The sequence below is a fragment of the Chryseobacterium sp. UNC8MFCol genome, assembly GCF_000482305.1.
GTDB classification, from domain to species: domain Bacteria; phylum Bacteroidota; class Bacteroidia; order Flavobacteriales; family Weeksellaceae; genus Chryseobacterium; species Chryseobacterium indologenes.
This window is the reverse complement of the sequence record NZ_KI535291.1, coordinates 42,072-59,389: the sequence shown is the minus strand read 5'-3', so window position 1 is coordinate 59,389 and position 17,318 is coordinate 42,072. Positions and strand designations below refer to the sequence as shown.

Sequence of the window (17,318 nt, the reverse complement as noted above, 5' to 3'; positions counted from 1 at the left end):
TTCTATTTATTCCAGTAGTTGTAAGCATTGATCAGTAACTGACGGTTGGTCTGCATCGTGATGAAATCTTTTTCCAAACCAATAGCGTTCTTTATCGTATTGACATAATTGATAACAGAAATTTGCCCTCTTATCAGTTCCTGTTTATAGTATCCTAACAGCTTATCATATTCTTTTACCTGGGTTTCGGTCAGCCTGATTCTTTCTTCGATAGCATTTATTTGCTGTAAGAAATTGTTTTTCCGTACCGAATTTTGATTAAGGAAATTTTCTTTATACGCTTGCGTAGTTTGAAGTAAAAAGTTTGTTCTGGTACGATTAATCGCTTTCTGCCTGCCATCAAATAAGGTCATCGTAAAGGAAACCCCTGCACTGATACCGATACGCCTGTAAATGAGCGAAGCATCTGTTGTATTAAACCCACCGTTTGCAAACAAATTCCATTGTGGTTTATATTTAAGTTCAAATATTTTTTGCTGTGCAACAAGTCTGGAGCTATCTAGATTGTATTTTTCGGTAAATGAAGATTCCGTATTATCATTGTTTAAAAACAAATCTAAAGGTGTTATTTTCTTTGATGAATTACTATCTGGTATACCTGCAAGTACATTCATATCCAATATATTCTTGCTGTAAGATGCCTGCATTGTTTGCTGCGCAATAAGTTGAGTTTGAAGTTCTATATCGAGCAATGACAGGTCTGAAAGCTTGATTACGCTACTGTTTACCAACTTCGTTGTGAGCTCTTTCTGATCTTTTAGAATGTTGATGTATTTCGTTAAGAAATCAATCTGGTGCATATCCTGCAGACAAAGGATGTACTGGTCGGTAATTATTTTTTCCAATTCAAAATTGGTCAGGCGTATATTATTTTGGTTTATTTTTATGCCAATACCGGCTTCATCTGCAATAGCAGAAAACCTGGACTTCATAAATAATGGTTGGTTTACTTGTACCAATCCTTGGTATAAGCCTCCATTCGTAAGCCCTGCATCCTGACCATAATAGCTATCAGCATTTCCCGGGCTTAACTGAAGCGAAGTTTTACCATTATTATTGGCTACAACCGGTGCCATAAGATAATTGGCTACGATACCTACCTGTGGTTTGGTATACACGGACTTTAGCCTTTCTAATTCGAGACGTGCAGCTTCTGATTGAAACTGGTTGTCCTTTATTAGCGGGCTATTGCTTTTCGCAGTTTGTATATAGTAATCAAGGGTTTGCTGAGCATAACTCATTGCAGGAAATAGGAATGCTATACCTAACAGAAATCTAAGAACAATCATTATCGGGATACATTTTTATTCAAGTTTAAAAGATTTGAAAAAAGCAGTTCTGGCTACTGAGCAACCTTTATAAAGTGGCCTTTAGAATCGAAAATCAGGTCTTTTTTGCCTACCTCGGCTTCATAGGTAAGATTACCTTTAGCATCAGTAATTTTTGCGGACTCCGCTATTTTCTTACTGGGATAGTTTTGATGGATATACGCTCTGGCTTTTTCAGGAAGCATATTAACGGGAATAGCCTTTTCAGTTTCCAAAATATTGCCTGAAGGGTTGATGAGAACAGAATAGTCTTTATGGTCTTGTATAAAGCCTGCTTCAAAATTGTCTTTTTCCTTTTCCCACCTAATGGTTTTGATAGTTGGAAACTCTTTTTGCAATGCCGATTTTACAACGGCAGGAACTTCCTTTTCTGAAACTTTTTGCGCATAAGTAAAGCTTATGCTTGCAGTAGCTGCCAATAGAAATGCTAACTTTTTCATTGTACTATTTTTTAAAATTTTATAGTACAAAGCTCATAAGTGATTTAGCAATATTTCTGAATTTTAGACGGTAGAAGATTTTTTTCTGAAAGAATTCAGATGAGAAAATATTACCATCATCGATAATAAAATCATAGACACGATAGAAGCATTTGCTGTTCCGAGATTTAATCCTCCATTTGAAAGGGGTTTGGTAAGAAAATCTCCAAAAGTGGCTCCGAAGGGACGGGTAAAAATGAAGGCGATCCAAAACAATAATACGTGATTGAGCCTTGTAAAATAATGCAGCAGGACAACTACTATAATAATGCAGCCTGTAATCAATGCTCCATTTAAATAACTCAACCCGAGATTATCACTTAAAAAATCTCCGAAAGCAGTTCCTAAACTGTTAGAAAACAATATTGCAATCCAGTATAAAACTTCTTTTCTTTTTTGGAAAATTGGATACACCTCAAGATTATGATACGATTTGTACCAAATAAAGAGCGTGAGAAAAAGAAAAGTTATAAGCATTACGCTTCCTAAAAAATATCCTGCGCCCAAGGTTCGGTCAGTAAAATCAGAAATTTCTGTACCCAATGTGGTTGTGGCAATGATGACCATCCAAAATACAACCGGAATATACTTTTTTAAGGTTAGCTGTATCGACAATATAATGGTGAAAAATATAGCAGTAATTAGCATGCCGGTTCCGTATCCTAATTGCAAAGTCATAGATATAAAATCACCCAAAGTTTCTCCCAAAGTGGTAGCGACAATTTTCATCAGCCAGAAAAGAACCGTTACAGACGCAACTTTATTTAAAGTTTTCATTTTTCCTGTAAAGCTCGCACAGGATTTAGCAGATTTTCTGAATTTTTAGAAGAATTTATTTTTGAATTTCTTTCATTTTCCCTTCTTTAAACCTTTCGCTTGCAGTTTGATAGTAGGAAATGGTTTCATTAGTAAGTTCACTATTTTTAAATTGATCCTCTCTCATCTCCCCGGATTTTTGATCAAAGTTATATTGAACTGTTTTTTTACGGTCGTTAATTTGGGTAAAAATATCTCCTTTTAGCAAACCAAGTGTACGATAATTACCTATGAAAGCACGTTCTTCCCCAATCTTCGTTTGGTTAATATCTTTACCATATAAAGCAGTATTGTAATCCCACCCTAAATAACCGAATAGTGTTGGCATTAAATCAATTTGAGACATCAATCTATCAATTTTCTCAGGCTTTTGATTTAAATTATAAATAATTGCAGGTATGTGATGCTTGTTTATGTTGATTTCCCATTTTCCTGCGCTACTGGCACAATGGTCCGCTACTATGACAAAAACTGTATTTTTAAACCAAGCTTTTGTTTTTGCAAGAGCAATAAATTTTCCTAAAGCATAATCAGTGTATTTAACGGCAGCGTCACGCTCTCCCTGAGGAAGATTTATTTTTCCATTTGGAAAAGTATAGGGCTTATGATTAGATGTTGTCATCACAAATTGAAAGAAAGGTTTTTTTTCTTCAAAGTTGATATCTGCATATTTTATGGACTGTTTGTAAAGATCTTCATCACAAACGCCCCAAGCATTTTCAAAACTTACTTCACTGTCTGGAATACGGTACCGTTTGGTAGCTATATCTTCTGAAAGTGTGTTGCCACGATCCCTGTCAACAATATCAAAACCCTGACCCCCGAAAAAATTGTTCATATTGTCGAAATAACCATCACCACCATAAATGAAATATGGATGATAATTTTTGTTTCTTACAATTGTGGCCACAGAAAAAAGATGTTGATTATCGGGACGCCTTACAATACTGTTTCCAGGAGTGGGCGGAATGGATAAGGTGAGTGCTTCCATTCCCCTCACAGTACGTGTACCAGTCGCAAACAAATTGGTAAAAAATATGCTTTCTGCGGATAGTGCATCATAGTTTGGCGTAAGATTTTGGGTATTACCGAATGATTTTAAAAATTCAGCACTAAAACTCTCAATGGTTAATAAAATAATATTAGGCCTAATAAGTGTTTCGCCTTCGGTTTCTCGTAAAATTTCTGTGTTGCTTTTTGACAAATAGTGCTGGTTGTTTTGCAAAAGTTTTTTTCTTAGAACCAGATAGGCTTGCCTTTGATTTATTGTTGGATAAAAAGTTCCATAATCAAGCTCATTCGATCTGAATGCAGCAAAAAATGAAAACACCCCATTTTTACCTAATTCATTTACCGTAAGATTATTTCCGTTATCAGCCCAATTATTTTTTAAAAAGAAGCCAAGGCTAAAGGTTAATATTAATAGGCTTACACTCATTATCAATCTTTTTAGAAATGGCATTTTATTCGTAAAACTATAAAGGAAAAATTTTTTTTCTTGAAATAAATAGAAACTTAGAACAATCAGAATTAATAATATCCCTATAATCAGCGGAAGTGGATAGGATTGATTGATATTAGTAATAACTTCATAAGTGTATATAAGATAGTCGACAGCAATGAAATTGAATCTTACCCCAAATTCATCCCAAAATGGGATTTCTGCCATCAAACTGAAATACATCAATAACAAAACAATAAAGCAATAACAATAGGTGAATGTTTTATCCAGCAAACTACCAATCCATTTTTTGGGAAGAGCAAGAAGAAAAATGTTATATGTTGTTATGAAAAACAGACCCGTTGTGATATCGAATGAAAATCCTAAAAAAAGTATTTTCATAATATTGGCAACAGTAAAATCAATATTGTGTACCGAATATAAAAGCAACCCTACTCTTAAAAGCAGCGATAAGGTAATGTATAGCGTGAACAGGGAAAAGAGTATAGAAAACCGGCTTTTGAATATTTTTAACAAATACATACTTTTTCATTTTATGCGAACAAAGTATATATATGATTTTGTAGATTTTCTGAATTTTTAGAAAAGCACTGTAAAACAATGCAGATTATTTTTAAACTCGTATTTGATATCCCATTTGTATTGTTCCACAATCTCCTTCACGATAGCCAAACCTAAGCCTGAACTTCGTGTATCGGTGGTTGCCTTGCCAAATCTTTTAAAAAGAATAGCATTGTCAAGTTCTTTATAAATTCCTGTGTTGATTATACTGAATTTGGCATCTTCAATTAGAATGGTAATATTTCCATTTTCTAAATTATGCCGTATAGCATTTAGTATAAGGTTATTTATTAATATCTCTGTTAAAACCCTGTTGGCGTTAATTTCAATGATAGCATTTTCTTCGATTTCTATCCGTAAATTTTTATTTTCTGCCTGTTCCTCAAAATAGCCAATAACATCATTGACCAATTCGTTTACCGTAAATGTTGAAACCTCTGCATATTGCCTGTTTTCAATTTTGGTGAGGAGCAATAGGTTTTTATTGATACGGGATAGACGCAGCGAGGCTTCGTACAAAGACTGCAAAACAACGGATTGTTGCTGGGTAAGTGAAGTATCCTGTAAAAGTAAATCGAGTTTGGATTGAAAAATTGCCAAAGGAGTCTGCAACTCGTGTGAAGCATTTTGGGTAAAGGATTTCTGGGAGTTATATGATTTTACATTAGAAACAATCATTTTTTCAATTCCTGTGTTCAGTTGGTCAAATTCTTTTGTTCCGGTTTTATTGAATGATGGAAGCGATTGTTGTTCAATATTAAATTTATCAATCAGTTGTAATGTTTCGTAAAATGGTTTCCACAAACGGTTTGCAATAAAACGGGTTATGAAAAATATAACCAGCAGCATTCCTCCGAGAATGACCAGATAGACATAAATAATGGCTTTAATCAAATCTTCGGATTCTACCAGGTTGAGCTGAATTTTTAATACATAAGGCTTTCCTTCAATCTTCACATCCGAATATAGTACCCGATAAGGTTCCCATTCCGGTACTACTTCATCGAATATAGTTTCCTGAATAATCTTATTTTTGCGGTTTCCAGAAATGGTATCCGGTATAATTCTTACATCCCTGTTGAAGCGGTTCCATATATGAATATCAGAAGAACGAATCGTTTTAAGATGGTCAATTTCAAATTCTTTTTTTCGCAGGTATATCGCTTCATCCACGTCGTCCGTATATAGCTTTTCCATTACAAGATAGAAAAAAGGAGCACTCAACAACAGAACGAATGTTGCCAAAAAAGTATAATAGAGTAATGTTTTGTTTAGTAAGCCATTCACACGTCCCATTTGTAGCCCATTTTATAAACTGTTTTGATATAATCATCGCAACCAGCATCTGCCAGCTTCTTTTTCAAGTTTTTTACGTGTGCATACACAAAATCTACATTATCCAACATATCTGCCATATCTCCTGATAGATGCTCTGCTAAAGCTACTTTAGATACAATACGATTTTTGTTGCCAATTAAAAAAATAAGCAAATCATATTCTTTTTTTGTAAGTGTAATCACTTGATTGTTTACACGTACTTCTTTCGCAAGCAAATCAATTGAAAGTTCATTGATTTCTAAATGATTGGTACTGGAAAACTGTCTTCTTCGTATTACCGAATATATTCTGGCACTCAGTTCTGAAAGATGAAAAGGTTTTGGGAGGTAATCATCCGCACCTAATTTGAGCCCTATAATTTTATCATCTACAGCATCCCTTGCCGAAATAATAATGACACCATCCTGTTTACTTTCTTTTTTTAACGCTTCCAGAATTTCCAGACCTTCGCCATCAGGAAGATTCAAATCTAACAAAATGCAATCATATTCGTAAACGCCTGTTTTTTCAATAGCTTCATCAAAAGTAGAAGCAAATTCACAATTATATTGTTCCTGTTTTAAGTAAGTGGCAATACTTTCAGCCAATAACTTTTCATCTTCTATAATTAATATTTTCATCTGTTCATTCTATTAATTTTAACGATTTAATAAACAAAGTAAGCGATGGATTTTGAAGTATTTCTGAATGGATAAATAGCTTTTCAAAATGAGATTTATGCTAATTCAATAATCATGTCATTCAGTAATATCAAAGATACTTTCTGTAATTCTTCTTTATTCTCGTTCAAAAAAGCCTTTATCTTACTGGATTCATCTACTAACTCTAAACAAACAGGATTTTCAGATGACGGAATTTCAGAAATATTGTATTGGATAGAACCGTTATTTAAATATCCGCTTTTAGCAGTAAAAATATTGGCTTGATGGATAGCGTTTTGTTTCGCCTTTTTCAAAAGATATTCTCCAAGATTATTATTCCAAAGTTTCCTCCAAAAGTTCTGCCCAACTACTGATTGTCCGTATCTAAAGTATATTTTTGCAATGGCTAAATTTTCTGCGTTCATAATTTTAAAATTATAGTTCATTTAGTCTTTTTCCGGTGTAGTTTCCAAACCTGTTGTGTTTAGGCTCACCGATCATCTGTCTGCCATAAATACTGCTATGACCTGAGAATAAATAAGCAACAACGCACGCAATGGCTACATAAACCCCACAATCACTCCCGAAAAGTTCAATTGCCATAATACTACAAGCCAGAGGTGTATTGGTAGCGCCTGCAAAAACTGCTACAAAGCCCATTCCTGCCAAAAGCCCTGTTGGTAAAGGAATAAAATAGCCCAGCGAATTTCCCAATGCAGCTCCGATAAAAAATAAAGGTGTCACCTCACCACCTTTAAATCCTGCGGCTAATGTAACAATGGTAAAAATCATTTTTAATGCAAAATCGTAGGCTGGTAATTGCTGTTCAAAAGACGAAACAATGGTAGGAATTCCTAAACCGATATATTTTGTCGTTCCTAAAGCCCAAACTGCGGTTGCAACTAAAATACCTCCAACCAAAGGACGTAAAGGTGGGTAAGAAATTTTTGCTTTGAAAATTTTACCCACACGATGAATGGTTTTGCTGAAAATTGCAGCACATAGCCCGAAAGCTATTCCGGCAAGAATGGCGTATAAACCATTTAAAAATGAAAAATCAGGAATGGTCGGAATATGATAATGGGTATGTCCGGTTTTCCAAAGTTTGGTGACTAAGTCTGCGATGATTGCCGATGCAAATGCCGGAAAAATCGAATCATATTTTAGTCTGCCAATCAGAAAAACTTCCAGACCGAAAATGGCTCCGGCTAGCGGCGTTCCGAATACAGAACCAAAACCGGCAGCAATGGCGGCAATAATTAAAACTTTTCTTTCATTTAGATTGAGTTTTAGTGGCTTGGTAAATTGGTCGGCAATAGAACCTGCCATTTGTATCGCTGTTCCTTCTCTTCCCGCAGAACCTCCAAAGAGGTGGGTAGCCAAAGTTCCGAGATAAACAAAAGGCGCCATCCGAAAAGGAATGATTTCTTTAGGGTCGTGAATAGTATCAATCAGCAGATTATTTCCTGCTTCAACTTCTTTACCAAATTGATGGTAAATATATCCGATTACGAACCCTGCAACCGGAAGTAAGGCAATCAACCAAAGGTGATTTTCCCTGAAATCTGTAACCCAGCCTAATGTTTTTAAAAATAATGCGGACGCAGTTCCGATACAAGCACCTATTACAAGGCTAATGAATAACCATTTGATGATATAGGGAAGTGATGGATAAGCTCTAAAAAAAGCTTTTGTTCTGATAAAGGATTTTTGCCCTTTCGATTTTTGATGATAATGCATAATATATCCTGACTAAATGATTGAACATTCAATTTTAATCAGGCGCCATCAGCTTTTTAGGGCGGTTGGGTAAGGGAGACACCATTCCCTTTTTTTGAATAATCAAAGGTAATAAAAATCAATGACCTACGACATAATCTTTAAGAATTTTTGCTATTCCAAGCTCACAATTGATTCTGTTTTTTTCACTCATTGCTGGGAATGGAACACTTTTAATAAATAAATCTTCTGGTAAATTTGCTCTTTCTACCGCCATTAAAACAAAGTTTTCAATATCCTTCATTATAATGATAATACATTTGGGACGGTATATTCTTAATCTTTTCGAAAGCGAGTCAACACTTTCAGAACGTTGTTTTTGTCTGATTTTTTTATCCTTTCGGTCAATTACTTCAGTCACCAAATATTCAATTTTGCATTTCATTTCCTTAAAAAATGCTAAAAAATCAATATCGGTTTCAAAGTTTCCAAATTGCATTTCAAAGGCAGACTTTACACTCCTATACAAAGGTGTATTACATTTGTAAAAAGATTTTGTATCAGAAGCTTTTGCTTCTGTGATCAGTAAGATTTCTGTTGGCATTTCAAAAAGTAATATTTATTATCACCTGATCATTTCATTGACTGAACGATTTTATAGTTAGCCATGCTGACTTTATCCACACTTAAATCGTTGTTCAAAACATAAAGGAACTTTCCGTATTTCGAAAAAACGATGGCTTGTCTTGGTTCTTTAAAACCTTTGATGGTTTGGATATTCTTATTGGTTTTAACGTCAACTACTGAAATAGTATTATCAATTTTGTTACCGCTTAACACAAATTTTCCATCTGGAGACAAACTTGCTCCGTAATTATCTTTCCCAACAGGAATGCGATAAGCAATCTTTTTACTGGCGATGTCTACTATAAGCAGTTCATTTGTTCCGCTGTTCGCTGCATATAAGGTTTTACCGTCCTTACTAATCGAGATGGCCCGGATTTTATTGAAACCCTCCACTTCTCCTTCTATTTTTAGCGTTTTAACATCAACAACGGTGATATGGTCGTTTCCAAAATTGGTCACATAGAGCTTTGTATTATCAGGATTAAATTTCACCCCTTGCCTGGGCTGATGAAAGCCAGTAATGATATTCTTGACCTCAGATGTTTCTGGATTGACCAAGGTTACCGTATTAGTCGCTTCATTGTTGATAAACAGCTGTTTCCCATCTTTTGAGATAGCAGTCCCAAATGCACCATAGCCAACCGGGTATTTTTTAATCAGCTGATAATTGTCAGAATTATAAACCATCAGATATCCAAGACTACTATCGGTAATGTAAATTAGCTTTCCATCCGGAGAGAAAAGGATATTTCTGGGGTTGACAAAACCTTTGATTGTAGTTTTTAACTCGGCTTTGGATAGGTCATAAATTTTAATTTCTGTAGAATCACTGTAAGAAGCCGCCGCTATTTTTTCATCAGGGCTAACTGCAAGTGAATTATTTTTAATATCCCCATCGAATGGAACTTGTGCGAACGCTTTTATTGTAAAGCTTAAAAGTATCAGTGAAATTTTAAATGGTAGTGATTTCATATTATTTCTTGTTTAGTGAAGTATGATATTAATTTGTTCAAATACATTAAGCAATAGATTCTTAACTGGCAAAAGAAGTTACCGCCCATAATGCAGCAGCAGAAATGATGCCCCAAAGTACAACGCCCTGAATCAAAGGTCTAAAACCAACGCTCATCAGTAATTTTCTATTCAGACCGCAGCCAATTAAAAATAAAGTTAAGGTTAGCCCTGCTTTGGCAATACCGGTAAGGTAATGACTGAAATTCTGAACAAAAGGAATATAGGTATTGACAATCATAGCCAAAACAAATAAGCCTATAAAGTAGGGGATTTTCACTTTACTGCCTTTGTTTTTGAAAAGGAATGTAGATAGAAATGCTATAGGAATAATCCATAAAGCACGCGCCAACTTAACAGTAGTTGCTACTTCCAAAGCCTGAGTTCCGTATTTGCTTGCTGCTCCCACTACTGAACTGGTGTCGTGAATGGCAATGGCACTCCATAAACCAAACTGGGTCTGAGACAAATTCAGGGCGTGACCAATTATTGGGAAAATGAATAAAGCAATTGAATTAAGAATGAAAACCGTACCTAATGCCACTGATATTTGTTTTTCCTCAGCTTTAATGACAGGAGAAACAGCAGCAATAGCACTTCCTCCGCAAATAGCGGTTCCTGCAGAGATCAGATAGGAACTCTTTTTGTCAATTTTGAGGAATTTTCCCATCAAATATCCTATAACCAAGGTTCCAATAATAGAAACTATAGTGAAAAGGATTCCTTCTTTACCAGCCTTCATTGCACTGGTCACGTTCATTCCAAATCCTAAACCAACCACTGAAACCTGTAGTAGAATGTGCGTCGCCTTATGATTGAGATGAAGGTAAGGATGGCCAATGAACTGTGCGATGACAAGCCCCATCAACAATGCAATAGGCGGAGATATTAAAGGAGATAGGCAGAATACGACTGCTAACAAAAAAATAACTTCACGAGTTGTAATACTTCGATCTAGAAGACTTTTGAATCGATTAAGCTTATTGGGCTTTTGAGTGTCTTGTTCCATAATGACTTTATATTTTAATGATACAAATGTCATCATTTGGAAAGTCTGGCAGAAATTGCTATTCGTTATCTGTCATTACCTAAAGTTATAACTTATCGCAAATCTCATAAACAAATCAGAAAGATTTTCGCTGTCACCCTGATTTTGAATAAAGTTAAATTCTCGTTCTATACTTAGTCCTTTTACTTCTACAACAGTACATTCATTGTTTTTTAGTTCTTTGAAAATGGAATATATGGAAAGAAAAGCCAAGGCTTCTGAATTGAGCAGGTACATTTTGATGCTTTCCGAACTGTCCAACTGCATTTCTAAATTGAGATTACTTATTTTTATACCAGACTGTTTGAGAGCGTGTGCAATGACTTCAAGTGTCCCAGAACCCGCTTCACGTAAAAGAAAACTATACTTTATTAGATCTTCTACTTTTACAGATGATTTTTTTGAGATCGAATGTCCATTTTTTGCAACCAATACGAGTTCATCCTTTATAAAGGCGGAGTATTTGAATAAGGTGCTTCTCGATTTTCCTTCTATAATTCCTAAATCAATATTTTTATTCTGCAAAGCAATCTCTATTTGCTCTGTGTTTCCTGTAACCAACTGAACTTTTACCTTGTCGAACTTACGGTGAAATGCTGCCAATATAGGAGGCAGCAGGTATTGTGCTGCGGTAGTACTTGCGCCAATTCGCAGCGTTCCTGATTTGTTTTGAGTAAAAGCATTGAGATCAAATTCCATATTCTGATAGATTGAAAACAACTGTTCCGAATACTGTAATAAAGTTTCGCCTGCGGGTGTAAGTTTAATTTTTGTTCCGTTCCGGTCAAACAGTTTTACCTTGAAATAATTTTCAATCTCCTTAATGTGCTTGGTAACTGCAGGCTGTGTGATATACAGTTCTTCCGAAGCTTTGGTAAAGTTGAGCCTTTTGGCAACGGTAAAAAATACTTTCAATCTGAAATCAAACATCTGCTATTTTATTTTCTTTGAAATGTACAAAATAAAAAATTCTGAATTGTATTAAAAGGTGTAGAATGGTCGAGATATTTGAAACTCTTTAGCTCAAAAGATCTCTCAAAAACTTTTTTCAGTGATTCCTCGGTAAATTGTTTGGTATCGAGACCACTGCATTTGGTTGGACCATTATCGGAGAATGTTCCCATAATCAAAAATCCATCTTGAGTGATAGTCCTTTCAGCAATTGAAACATATTTTTTGACATTTTCTTCAGCCGTTAAAAAATGAAAAGCCGCTCTGTCATGCCACAGGTCATATTTTTGTCTTGGTATAAATTCAGTAATATCAGTTGCAATCCAATTTACCAGCTTACTTTTTTCTCCCAATCTGTTTTGGTTTTTTTGAAGTGCAGTTTCAGAAATATCTAGGACAGAAATATTCGTATAGCCCATCTCCAGAAGAACATCTACCAAATGGCTTTCTCCACCACCAATATCGATGATATGTGCTGAAAGAGGTAAGTTTAATTCCTTTATCAACTCAATGGAAGCTTTCGGATATTCTTGATACCAGCTTACTTCATTCTCGTTTTTGCTTTGGTAAATGGTATTCCAGTGTTGTGTTGAAGTTTTATCTGTATTCATTCTTATTTAAATATTTTTTATCCCAAATAAATGTCCGACTAAAGCTGTTGCAGCCATTGCTATTGTTCCCCAAAAGCACATTCTGAGAACCGCAACTATGATTTTTGAACCTCCTGTTTTTGCAGTAACTGCACCCAGCAACATCAAAAACACGATAGACAAAGTATATTGATAATAAACCATTGTTTTTAATGGAGCAAATATAGAAACTATAAAAGGCAAAATCCCCCCCGCTGTAAAAGACGCAAAGGATGCTAAAGCTGCCTGTAAGGGTTTTGCCTGTGTAATTTCGTTAATGCCCAGTTCATCTTTGGCGTGGGCCTCCAATGCATTGTGATTGGTCAATTCTTTTGCTACCTGCAAAGCTGTTTGCATACTTACGCCTCTACTTTCATATATTTTTGCTAGTTCTGCTAATTCCATTTCGGGCATTTCTTTTAACTCTTTCTCTTCTCTCAACAAGTCGGCCTTTTCGGTGTCTGCCTGCGAACTGACAGAAACATATTCTCCTGCGGCCATAGACATTGCCCCGGAAACCAAGCCCGCCAATGCGGCAAGAATAATCGTATTTCTTTCTGAACTGGCTGCTGCAACACCAATAGCAATACTTGTTACAGATAAGATGCCGTCATTTGCTCCAAGAACTGAAGCTCGTAGCCAACCTACACGATTGGTATAATGTTTTTCTAAGAAATTTGTATGCATTAGTATTACTGTAGTTCTTTAATTTTTTCCTTCATTTTTTTTATCTCTTCTTCTTGAGATTTTATGATATTTTCTGATAATATCTTCACTTCTGGATCTTTGATCTCAGCATGTTTGCTTGTCATAATAGCAGAAGAATGATGTGGAATCATTGCTTTCATATATTGAATATCGCTGACGAAAGTTTGATTTCGCAGAAAAATAAATGCAACGATAAATACAGTAATTCCACTACCAATGATAATGGAATTAAGTTTTTTATTATGATACATATTGCCCATCATCAATATCATTAACACGGCCATCGGAGACACCATTAGCAATGTCATGTACGTTCGGGTTAAACTTATATAAACATGAGCAATTTCGTCAACATTTAAAAACATGACGAGATACATGATGATAAATGAAATTATCAGTGTAAAAAAAAGCTTTCTATAAACAGTATTATCTTGTTTTTTGTGATTCATATTTTCCATTTTATTCTATTTTAAAGTTGTAATTGATTAAATGGAACAGCTAATTGTTATATTTTCAGTGGAAACAATTGCAGTTCCATTTATTTATAGTAAATCAAATAATTATCCAAAAACTTATAATATTATTATTAATACACAAGTGACAATCCGGCTCCCCATCCCATATCACTATCATAATGAGCCCGGATTCCGATGTTTTTATTGATAATGTATTTGAGTTCTCCCATATATTCTTTGTCGGTATTCACCATAAATCCTCCTCTCAATCTCTTAGAAATCGGAATGTCCTCACGCATCAATGCCAATCTTACAATACCGTCGTGATAAACCTCTGCCTGAAAATTGACCAGCATTGGTAAAGTGTACATTACACCTAAACTAAAGGCCCTTCGGGTATCTTTCTCATTGGTTTGGCCAAACAGGTTTTTTTCCTGCTGGTCAATTCCCATTTTACGGTATCGCCAGTCATAACCAATAAAAGGCATCAGCCACTGCATTTTTCCGATGTATCTGCCAAGATGAGTTTCCACTTCATAACCGTGCATACTGTTGTAGCCTAATCGCCATTCTGTACCCAAACTCCATCGGGCATTCTGCAACATAGCCTGACCGTCGTTTCCATTGGTCGCAAAATCATTTTCTGCCATAAAGTGAGGCATATTGCTTTCTCTTTGCAACATATTATAGGCTTGTTTCTTGTCTGGCAAATTTGGATTTTGATAATCACCGACCGAAAAAACACGGTTCATACCCGACATCATATGATAAAGGATATGGCAATGGAAAAACCAGTCTCCTTCTTCATTTGCGAGGAATTCAATGGTATCGGTCTCCATCGGCATAATATCGAGTACGTTTTTTAGCGGCGATTTTTCTCCTTTTCCATTTATTACCCTGAAGTCAAACCCGTGAAGGTGCATCGGATGGCGCATCATCGAATTATTATAAATGGTAATGCGTAAAACCTCACCTTTTTTTACGGGTATCTTGTCCGTTTCGGAAAGGATTTTATTATCCATACTCCAAACATAGCGGTTCATATTTCCGGTTAGTGTAAATTTCAATTCTTTTACAGGAGCCTCCTTTGGCAATGTAGTATTATATGGAGATTGCAACATTGAATAATTTAGAGTTGTAATATCTCCCAGGGCATTTGCATTGTATCTATTCGGGTCGGTGTCCATTTTCATTCCAGATTCCATATCCATATTATGCTGGCTGTGATCTTCTTTCTTTCCGGCTGGTCCCGTAATTTCGGGATACATCACTACGTTCATGTCCATTTTGTTCAGGCTCATCTTCATGCCCATATCATCCAGATCTCCGTTCATTTTCATCATACCGTTCATCATTTTCATTCCTTCAAAATATTTAAGACGGGGAAGAGGGGAAATCAACTGTTTAACACCATTTCCAACAAAATAACTTGCAGACTGTGTTCGGTCTTCGGTTGTTGCCAAAAATTCATAAGCCACGCCATCGGCAGGAATCGTAACCACAACATCGTAAGTTTCTGAAACACCAATAATCAACCGGTCAACATCTACAGGTTCTACATCATTGCCGTCATTAGCGACTACTGTAATCTTTCCACCTGCGTAACGCAACCAGAAATAAGAAGAAGCTCCACCGTTGGATATTCTTAACCTCACTTTATCGCCTGCTTTCAATGATTTGCCATCGATGGTTTTTAAATCTGTGGTATTGTTTCCATTCATTAGTACTTTGTCATAGTAAACATCGCTTACATCCATTGCCAGCATACGTTTCCATTCGTTTTTTAGCTTGGTTTTAAAATAACCCTCACGAATGGCTTCTGCATAAGACTGTGTTGAATTCTTCTTAATCGCCGCCCAGTCGTTGGCATTATGCAGCATTCTGTTGATATTTTTTGGATTGAGGTTGGTCCATTCGCTTAAAACAATGGGAACTTCAGGTAAATCATCTATTCCTTTTCTAAACGTCTTATCGTCCTTTCTTTTCTTCATTACAAAGTTTCCGTACATCCCAATCTGTTCCTGTAATCCAGAATGCGAATGGTACCAGTGCGTTCCGCTTTGTATAATAGGAAAACGATAGGTATAGGTAGCCCCGGGAGCTATCGGTTTTTGGGTAAGCCAGGGAACTCCGTCTTCTTTGTTGGGGAGAAATACACCGTGCCAATGCAGCGATGTGCTTTCTTTCAATTGATTATGAACAACAATTTCGGCTGTATCACCCTCGGTGAAAGTGAGCGTAGGCATCGGGATTTGACCGTTTACGGCAATCGCTCTTTTTTGCTTACCTGCATAATTGACAAGCGTATCTTTTACATACAATTCGTAATGCACCACTTTCTGTGCAAACAGGGTTTGTGCGCAAAGCAGTAGCAATACCGTTTGCAGCATTTTTATGGGTATATTCTTATATCTGTTCATTGATTTTAAAAATTTTATTTAATACTGTCTTCCATTACGCCAAACCATTTCACCAAAACTTGCTTATCCTCTTGCGACAATACTGCATTGCGATGAATTAGTGTATATGACGATAAGGGCATTTCTCCGTCCTTGACCTGTCCCGCCATAGCCCTGAACTTATTTCGCTGCTTGCGGGGGGAATACTCCCCAAAGTTGCTGAAGTTGAGTTCCTCCTTACCTTTTTTGATATGCTGCGCCATATACCATGACCCCGGCTGGATGCGGCTATACCACGGATAATGGGTATTGTTGCTATGACAGTCGTAGCAGGATTGGACAAGGACAGCCTTTACATTTTGGGGTACGGCATACACCTTTTCAATATGAGAGGCTGTCACTTCATCCGACTTGTTCTGTAACGGTTGAAAAAACTGTATGCCGATTAAGATAATAGTCAACCCCAATATGATTTTCTTCGTTAAGGACATATTAATTAAAGGTTTTTTCCACCATACCGCAGGTAATCATTTTTGAACCGTAATAAGGATTTTTGATTGCTTTGCTTTCGCTTAACCAAATAGCTCCTTTGCCATCATTGAACATTGGGCAATGATCCTGATAGAGTGCCTGCGGAGAACCGAACAGCGTAATAAGATCACTGATATCTTCACTTAATGATGCCAGATGCTCTCTCTGATGATCAATTTTACCTGCATTGTCGCCAATATGCTCTGCGTTTTCCTTTATATCATCTGTTATGTCCATGTATTTTTTGTGATTATCGGCAGGGACGGTTTTCATGTCCACTTTATTCAGGGTGGCAAACAGCTTTTTACCTGCATCGGCAGCAGCATTAGCATCGTCTGAAACAAGAGCGTTCTTCAGTGACAGATAATCAGCCACTATGGGCGCAATAGAAAAACCACCAGTTGCTGTTTCTCCTGCATTCTTACCGATGGATGTATCAGGCGTAGCTGGTAAGGGCACTGTGTCATTCACTTTTGACTGAGAAGGTGCCTGCTCGCCCGAAGTGGCAGTTGTATTATTTTCGGACAGCTCGTTGTTCTTAGTTGACGACTGATTACATGAAGCTGCTATAAATACTGTGATAACAGCGAAGATTGATATTGTTATATTTTTCAT

At 36.2% G+C, this 17,318-nt stretch carries 18 protein-coding genes and 1 riboswitch; all 18 genes read right to left on the bottom strand.

Annotation, left to right across the window (positions count from 1 at the left end):
• Positions 1-2 precede the first annotated feature (2 nt).
• A complete protein-coding gene (locus tag M030_RS0118035) occupies positions 3-1,289 on the bottom strand; it encodes a TolC family protein (protein WP_027374782.1) in 1,287 nt (428 codons plus the stop codon).
• A gap of 53 nt (positions 1,290-1,342) precedes the next feature.
• A complete protein-coding gene (locus M030_RS0118030) occupies positions 1,343-1,768 on the bottom strand; it encodes a PepSY-like domain-containing protein (RefSeq protein WP_050009682.1) in 426 nt (141 codons plus the stop codon).
• Between the two features lie 63 nt (positions 1,769-1,831).
• On the bottom strand, positions 1,832-2,584 hold the full coding sequence (locus M030_RS24435; protein WP_034722842.1) for a membrane protein: 753 nt from the start codon (positions 2,582-2,584) through the stop codon (positions 1,832-1,834).
• 55 nt (positions 2,585-2,639) lie between these two features.
• Positions 2,640-4,466, bottom strand: a complete 1,827-nt coding sequence (locus tag M030_RS0118020; RefSeq protein WP_228375279.1) for an LTA synthase family protein — start codon at positions 4,464-4,466, stop codon at positions 2,640-2,642.
• Between the two features lie 198 nt (positions 4,467-4,664).
• Positions 4,665-5,942, bottom strand: a complete 1,278-nt coding sequence (locus M030_RS0118015) for a sensor histidine kinase (RefSeq protein ID WP_042723206.1) — start codon at positions 5,940-5,942, stop codon at positions 4,665-4,667.
• Positions 5,930-6,604, bottom strand: coding sequence for a response regulator transcription factor (locus M030_RS0118010; RefSeq protein WP_027374778.1), 675 nt, complete (start codon positions 6,602-6,604; stop codon positions 5,930-5,932). The genes M030_RS0118015 and M030_RS0118010 overlap by 13 nt, the downstream gene beginning before the upstream one ends.
• 95 nt (positions 6,605-6,699) lie before the next feature.
• Positions 6,700-7,050 (bottom strand): DUF190 domain-containing protein, encoded by a 351-nt coding sequence (locus M030_RS0118005; protein WP_157761371.1) that lies wholly within the window; start codon positions 7,048-7,050, stop codon positions 6,700-6,702.
• A gap of 10 nt (positions 7,051-7,060) precedes the next feature.
• Positions 7,061-8,365 (bottom strand): voltage-gated chloride channel family protein, encoded by a 1,305-nt coding sequence (locus tag M030_RS0118000; RefSeq protein WP_027374776.1) that lies wholly within the window; start codon positions 8,363-8,365, stop codon positions 7,061-7,063.
• Positions 8,366-8,397: 32 nt separating this feature from the next.
• Positions 8,398-8,463: riboswitch (Fluoride riboswitch) on the bottom strand.
• A gap of 20 nt (positions 8,464-8,483) precedes the next feature.
• Positions 8,484-8,948, bottom strand: coding sequence for a hypothetical protein (locus M030_RS0117995; RefSeq protein WP_027374775.1), 465 nt, complete (start codon positions 8,946-8,948; stop codon positions 8,484-8,486).
• Positions 8,949-8,977: 29 nt separating this feature from the next.
• On the bottom strand, positions 8,978-9,943 hold the full coding sequence (locus M030_RS0117990; protein ID WP_027374774.1) for a YncE family protein: 966 nt from the start codon (positions 9,941-9,943) through the stop codon (positions 8,978-8,980).
• Between the two features lie 61 nt (positions 9,944-10,004).
• The gene (locus M030_RS0117985; protein WP_027374773.1) at positions 10,005-10,991 is read right to left on the bottom strand and encodes a YeiH family protein; all 987 of its coding nucleotides are present in this window, start codon (positions 10,989-10,991) and stop codon (positions 10,005-10,007) included.
• A gap of 75 nt (positions 10,992-11,066) precedes the next feature.
• Entirely contained in the window at positions 11,067-11,960 is an 894-nt protein-coding gene (locus tag M030_RS0117980) for a LysR family transcriptional regulator (protein ID WP_027374772.1), read from the bottom strand.
• 8 nt (positions 11,961-11,968) lie between these two features.
• Positions 11,969-12,592, bottom strand: a complete 624-nt coding sequence (locus M030_RS0117975; RefSeq protein ID WP_027374771.1) for a class I SAM-dependent methyltransferase — start codon at positions 12,590-12,592, stop codon at positions 11,969-11,971.
• A gap of 6 nt (positions 12,593-12,598) precedes the next feature.
• Positions 12,599-13,297, bottom strand: coding sequence for a VIT family protein (locus tag M030_RS0117970; RefSeq protein ID WP_027374770.1), 699 nt, complete (start codon positions 13,295-13,297; stop codon positions 12,599-12,601).
• Between the two features lie 5 nt (positions 13,298-13,302).
• Positions 13,303-13,776 carry a DUF305 domain-containing protein gene (locus M030_RS0117965; protein ID WP_051585158.1) on the bottom strand — a complete coding sequence of 158 codons (474 nt, stop codon included), beginning with the start codon at positions 13,774-13,776 and terminating at the stop codon, positions 13,303-13,305.
• A gap of 128 nt (positions 13,777-13,904) precedes the next feature.
• On the bottom strand, positions 13,905-16,193 hold the full coding sequence (locus tag M030_RS0117960; protein WP_027374768.1) for a multicopper oxidase domain-containing protein: 2,289 nt from the start codon (positions 16,191-16,193) through the stop codon (positions 13,905-13,907).
• A gap of 14 nt (positions 16,194-16,207) precedes the next feature.
• Positions 16,208-16,663 (bottom strand): heme-binding domain-containing protein, encoded by a 456-nt coding sequence (locus M030_RS0117955; RefSeq protein WP_027374767.1) that lies wholly within the window; start codon positions 16,661-16,663, stop codon positions 16,208-16,210.
• Position 16,664: 1 nt separating this feature from the next.
• A complete protein-coding gene (locus tag M030_RS0117950; protein WP_027374766.1) occupies positions 16,665-17,318 on the bottom strand; it encodes a DUF3347 domain-containing protein in 654 nt (217 codons plus the stop codon).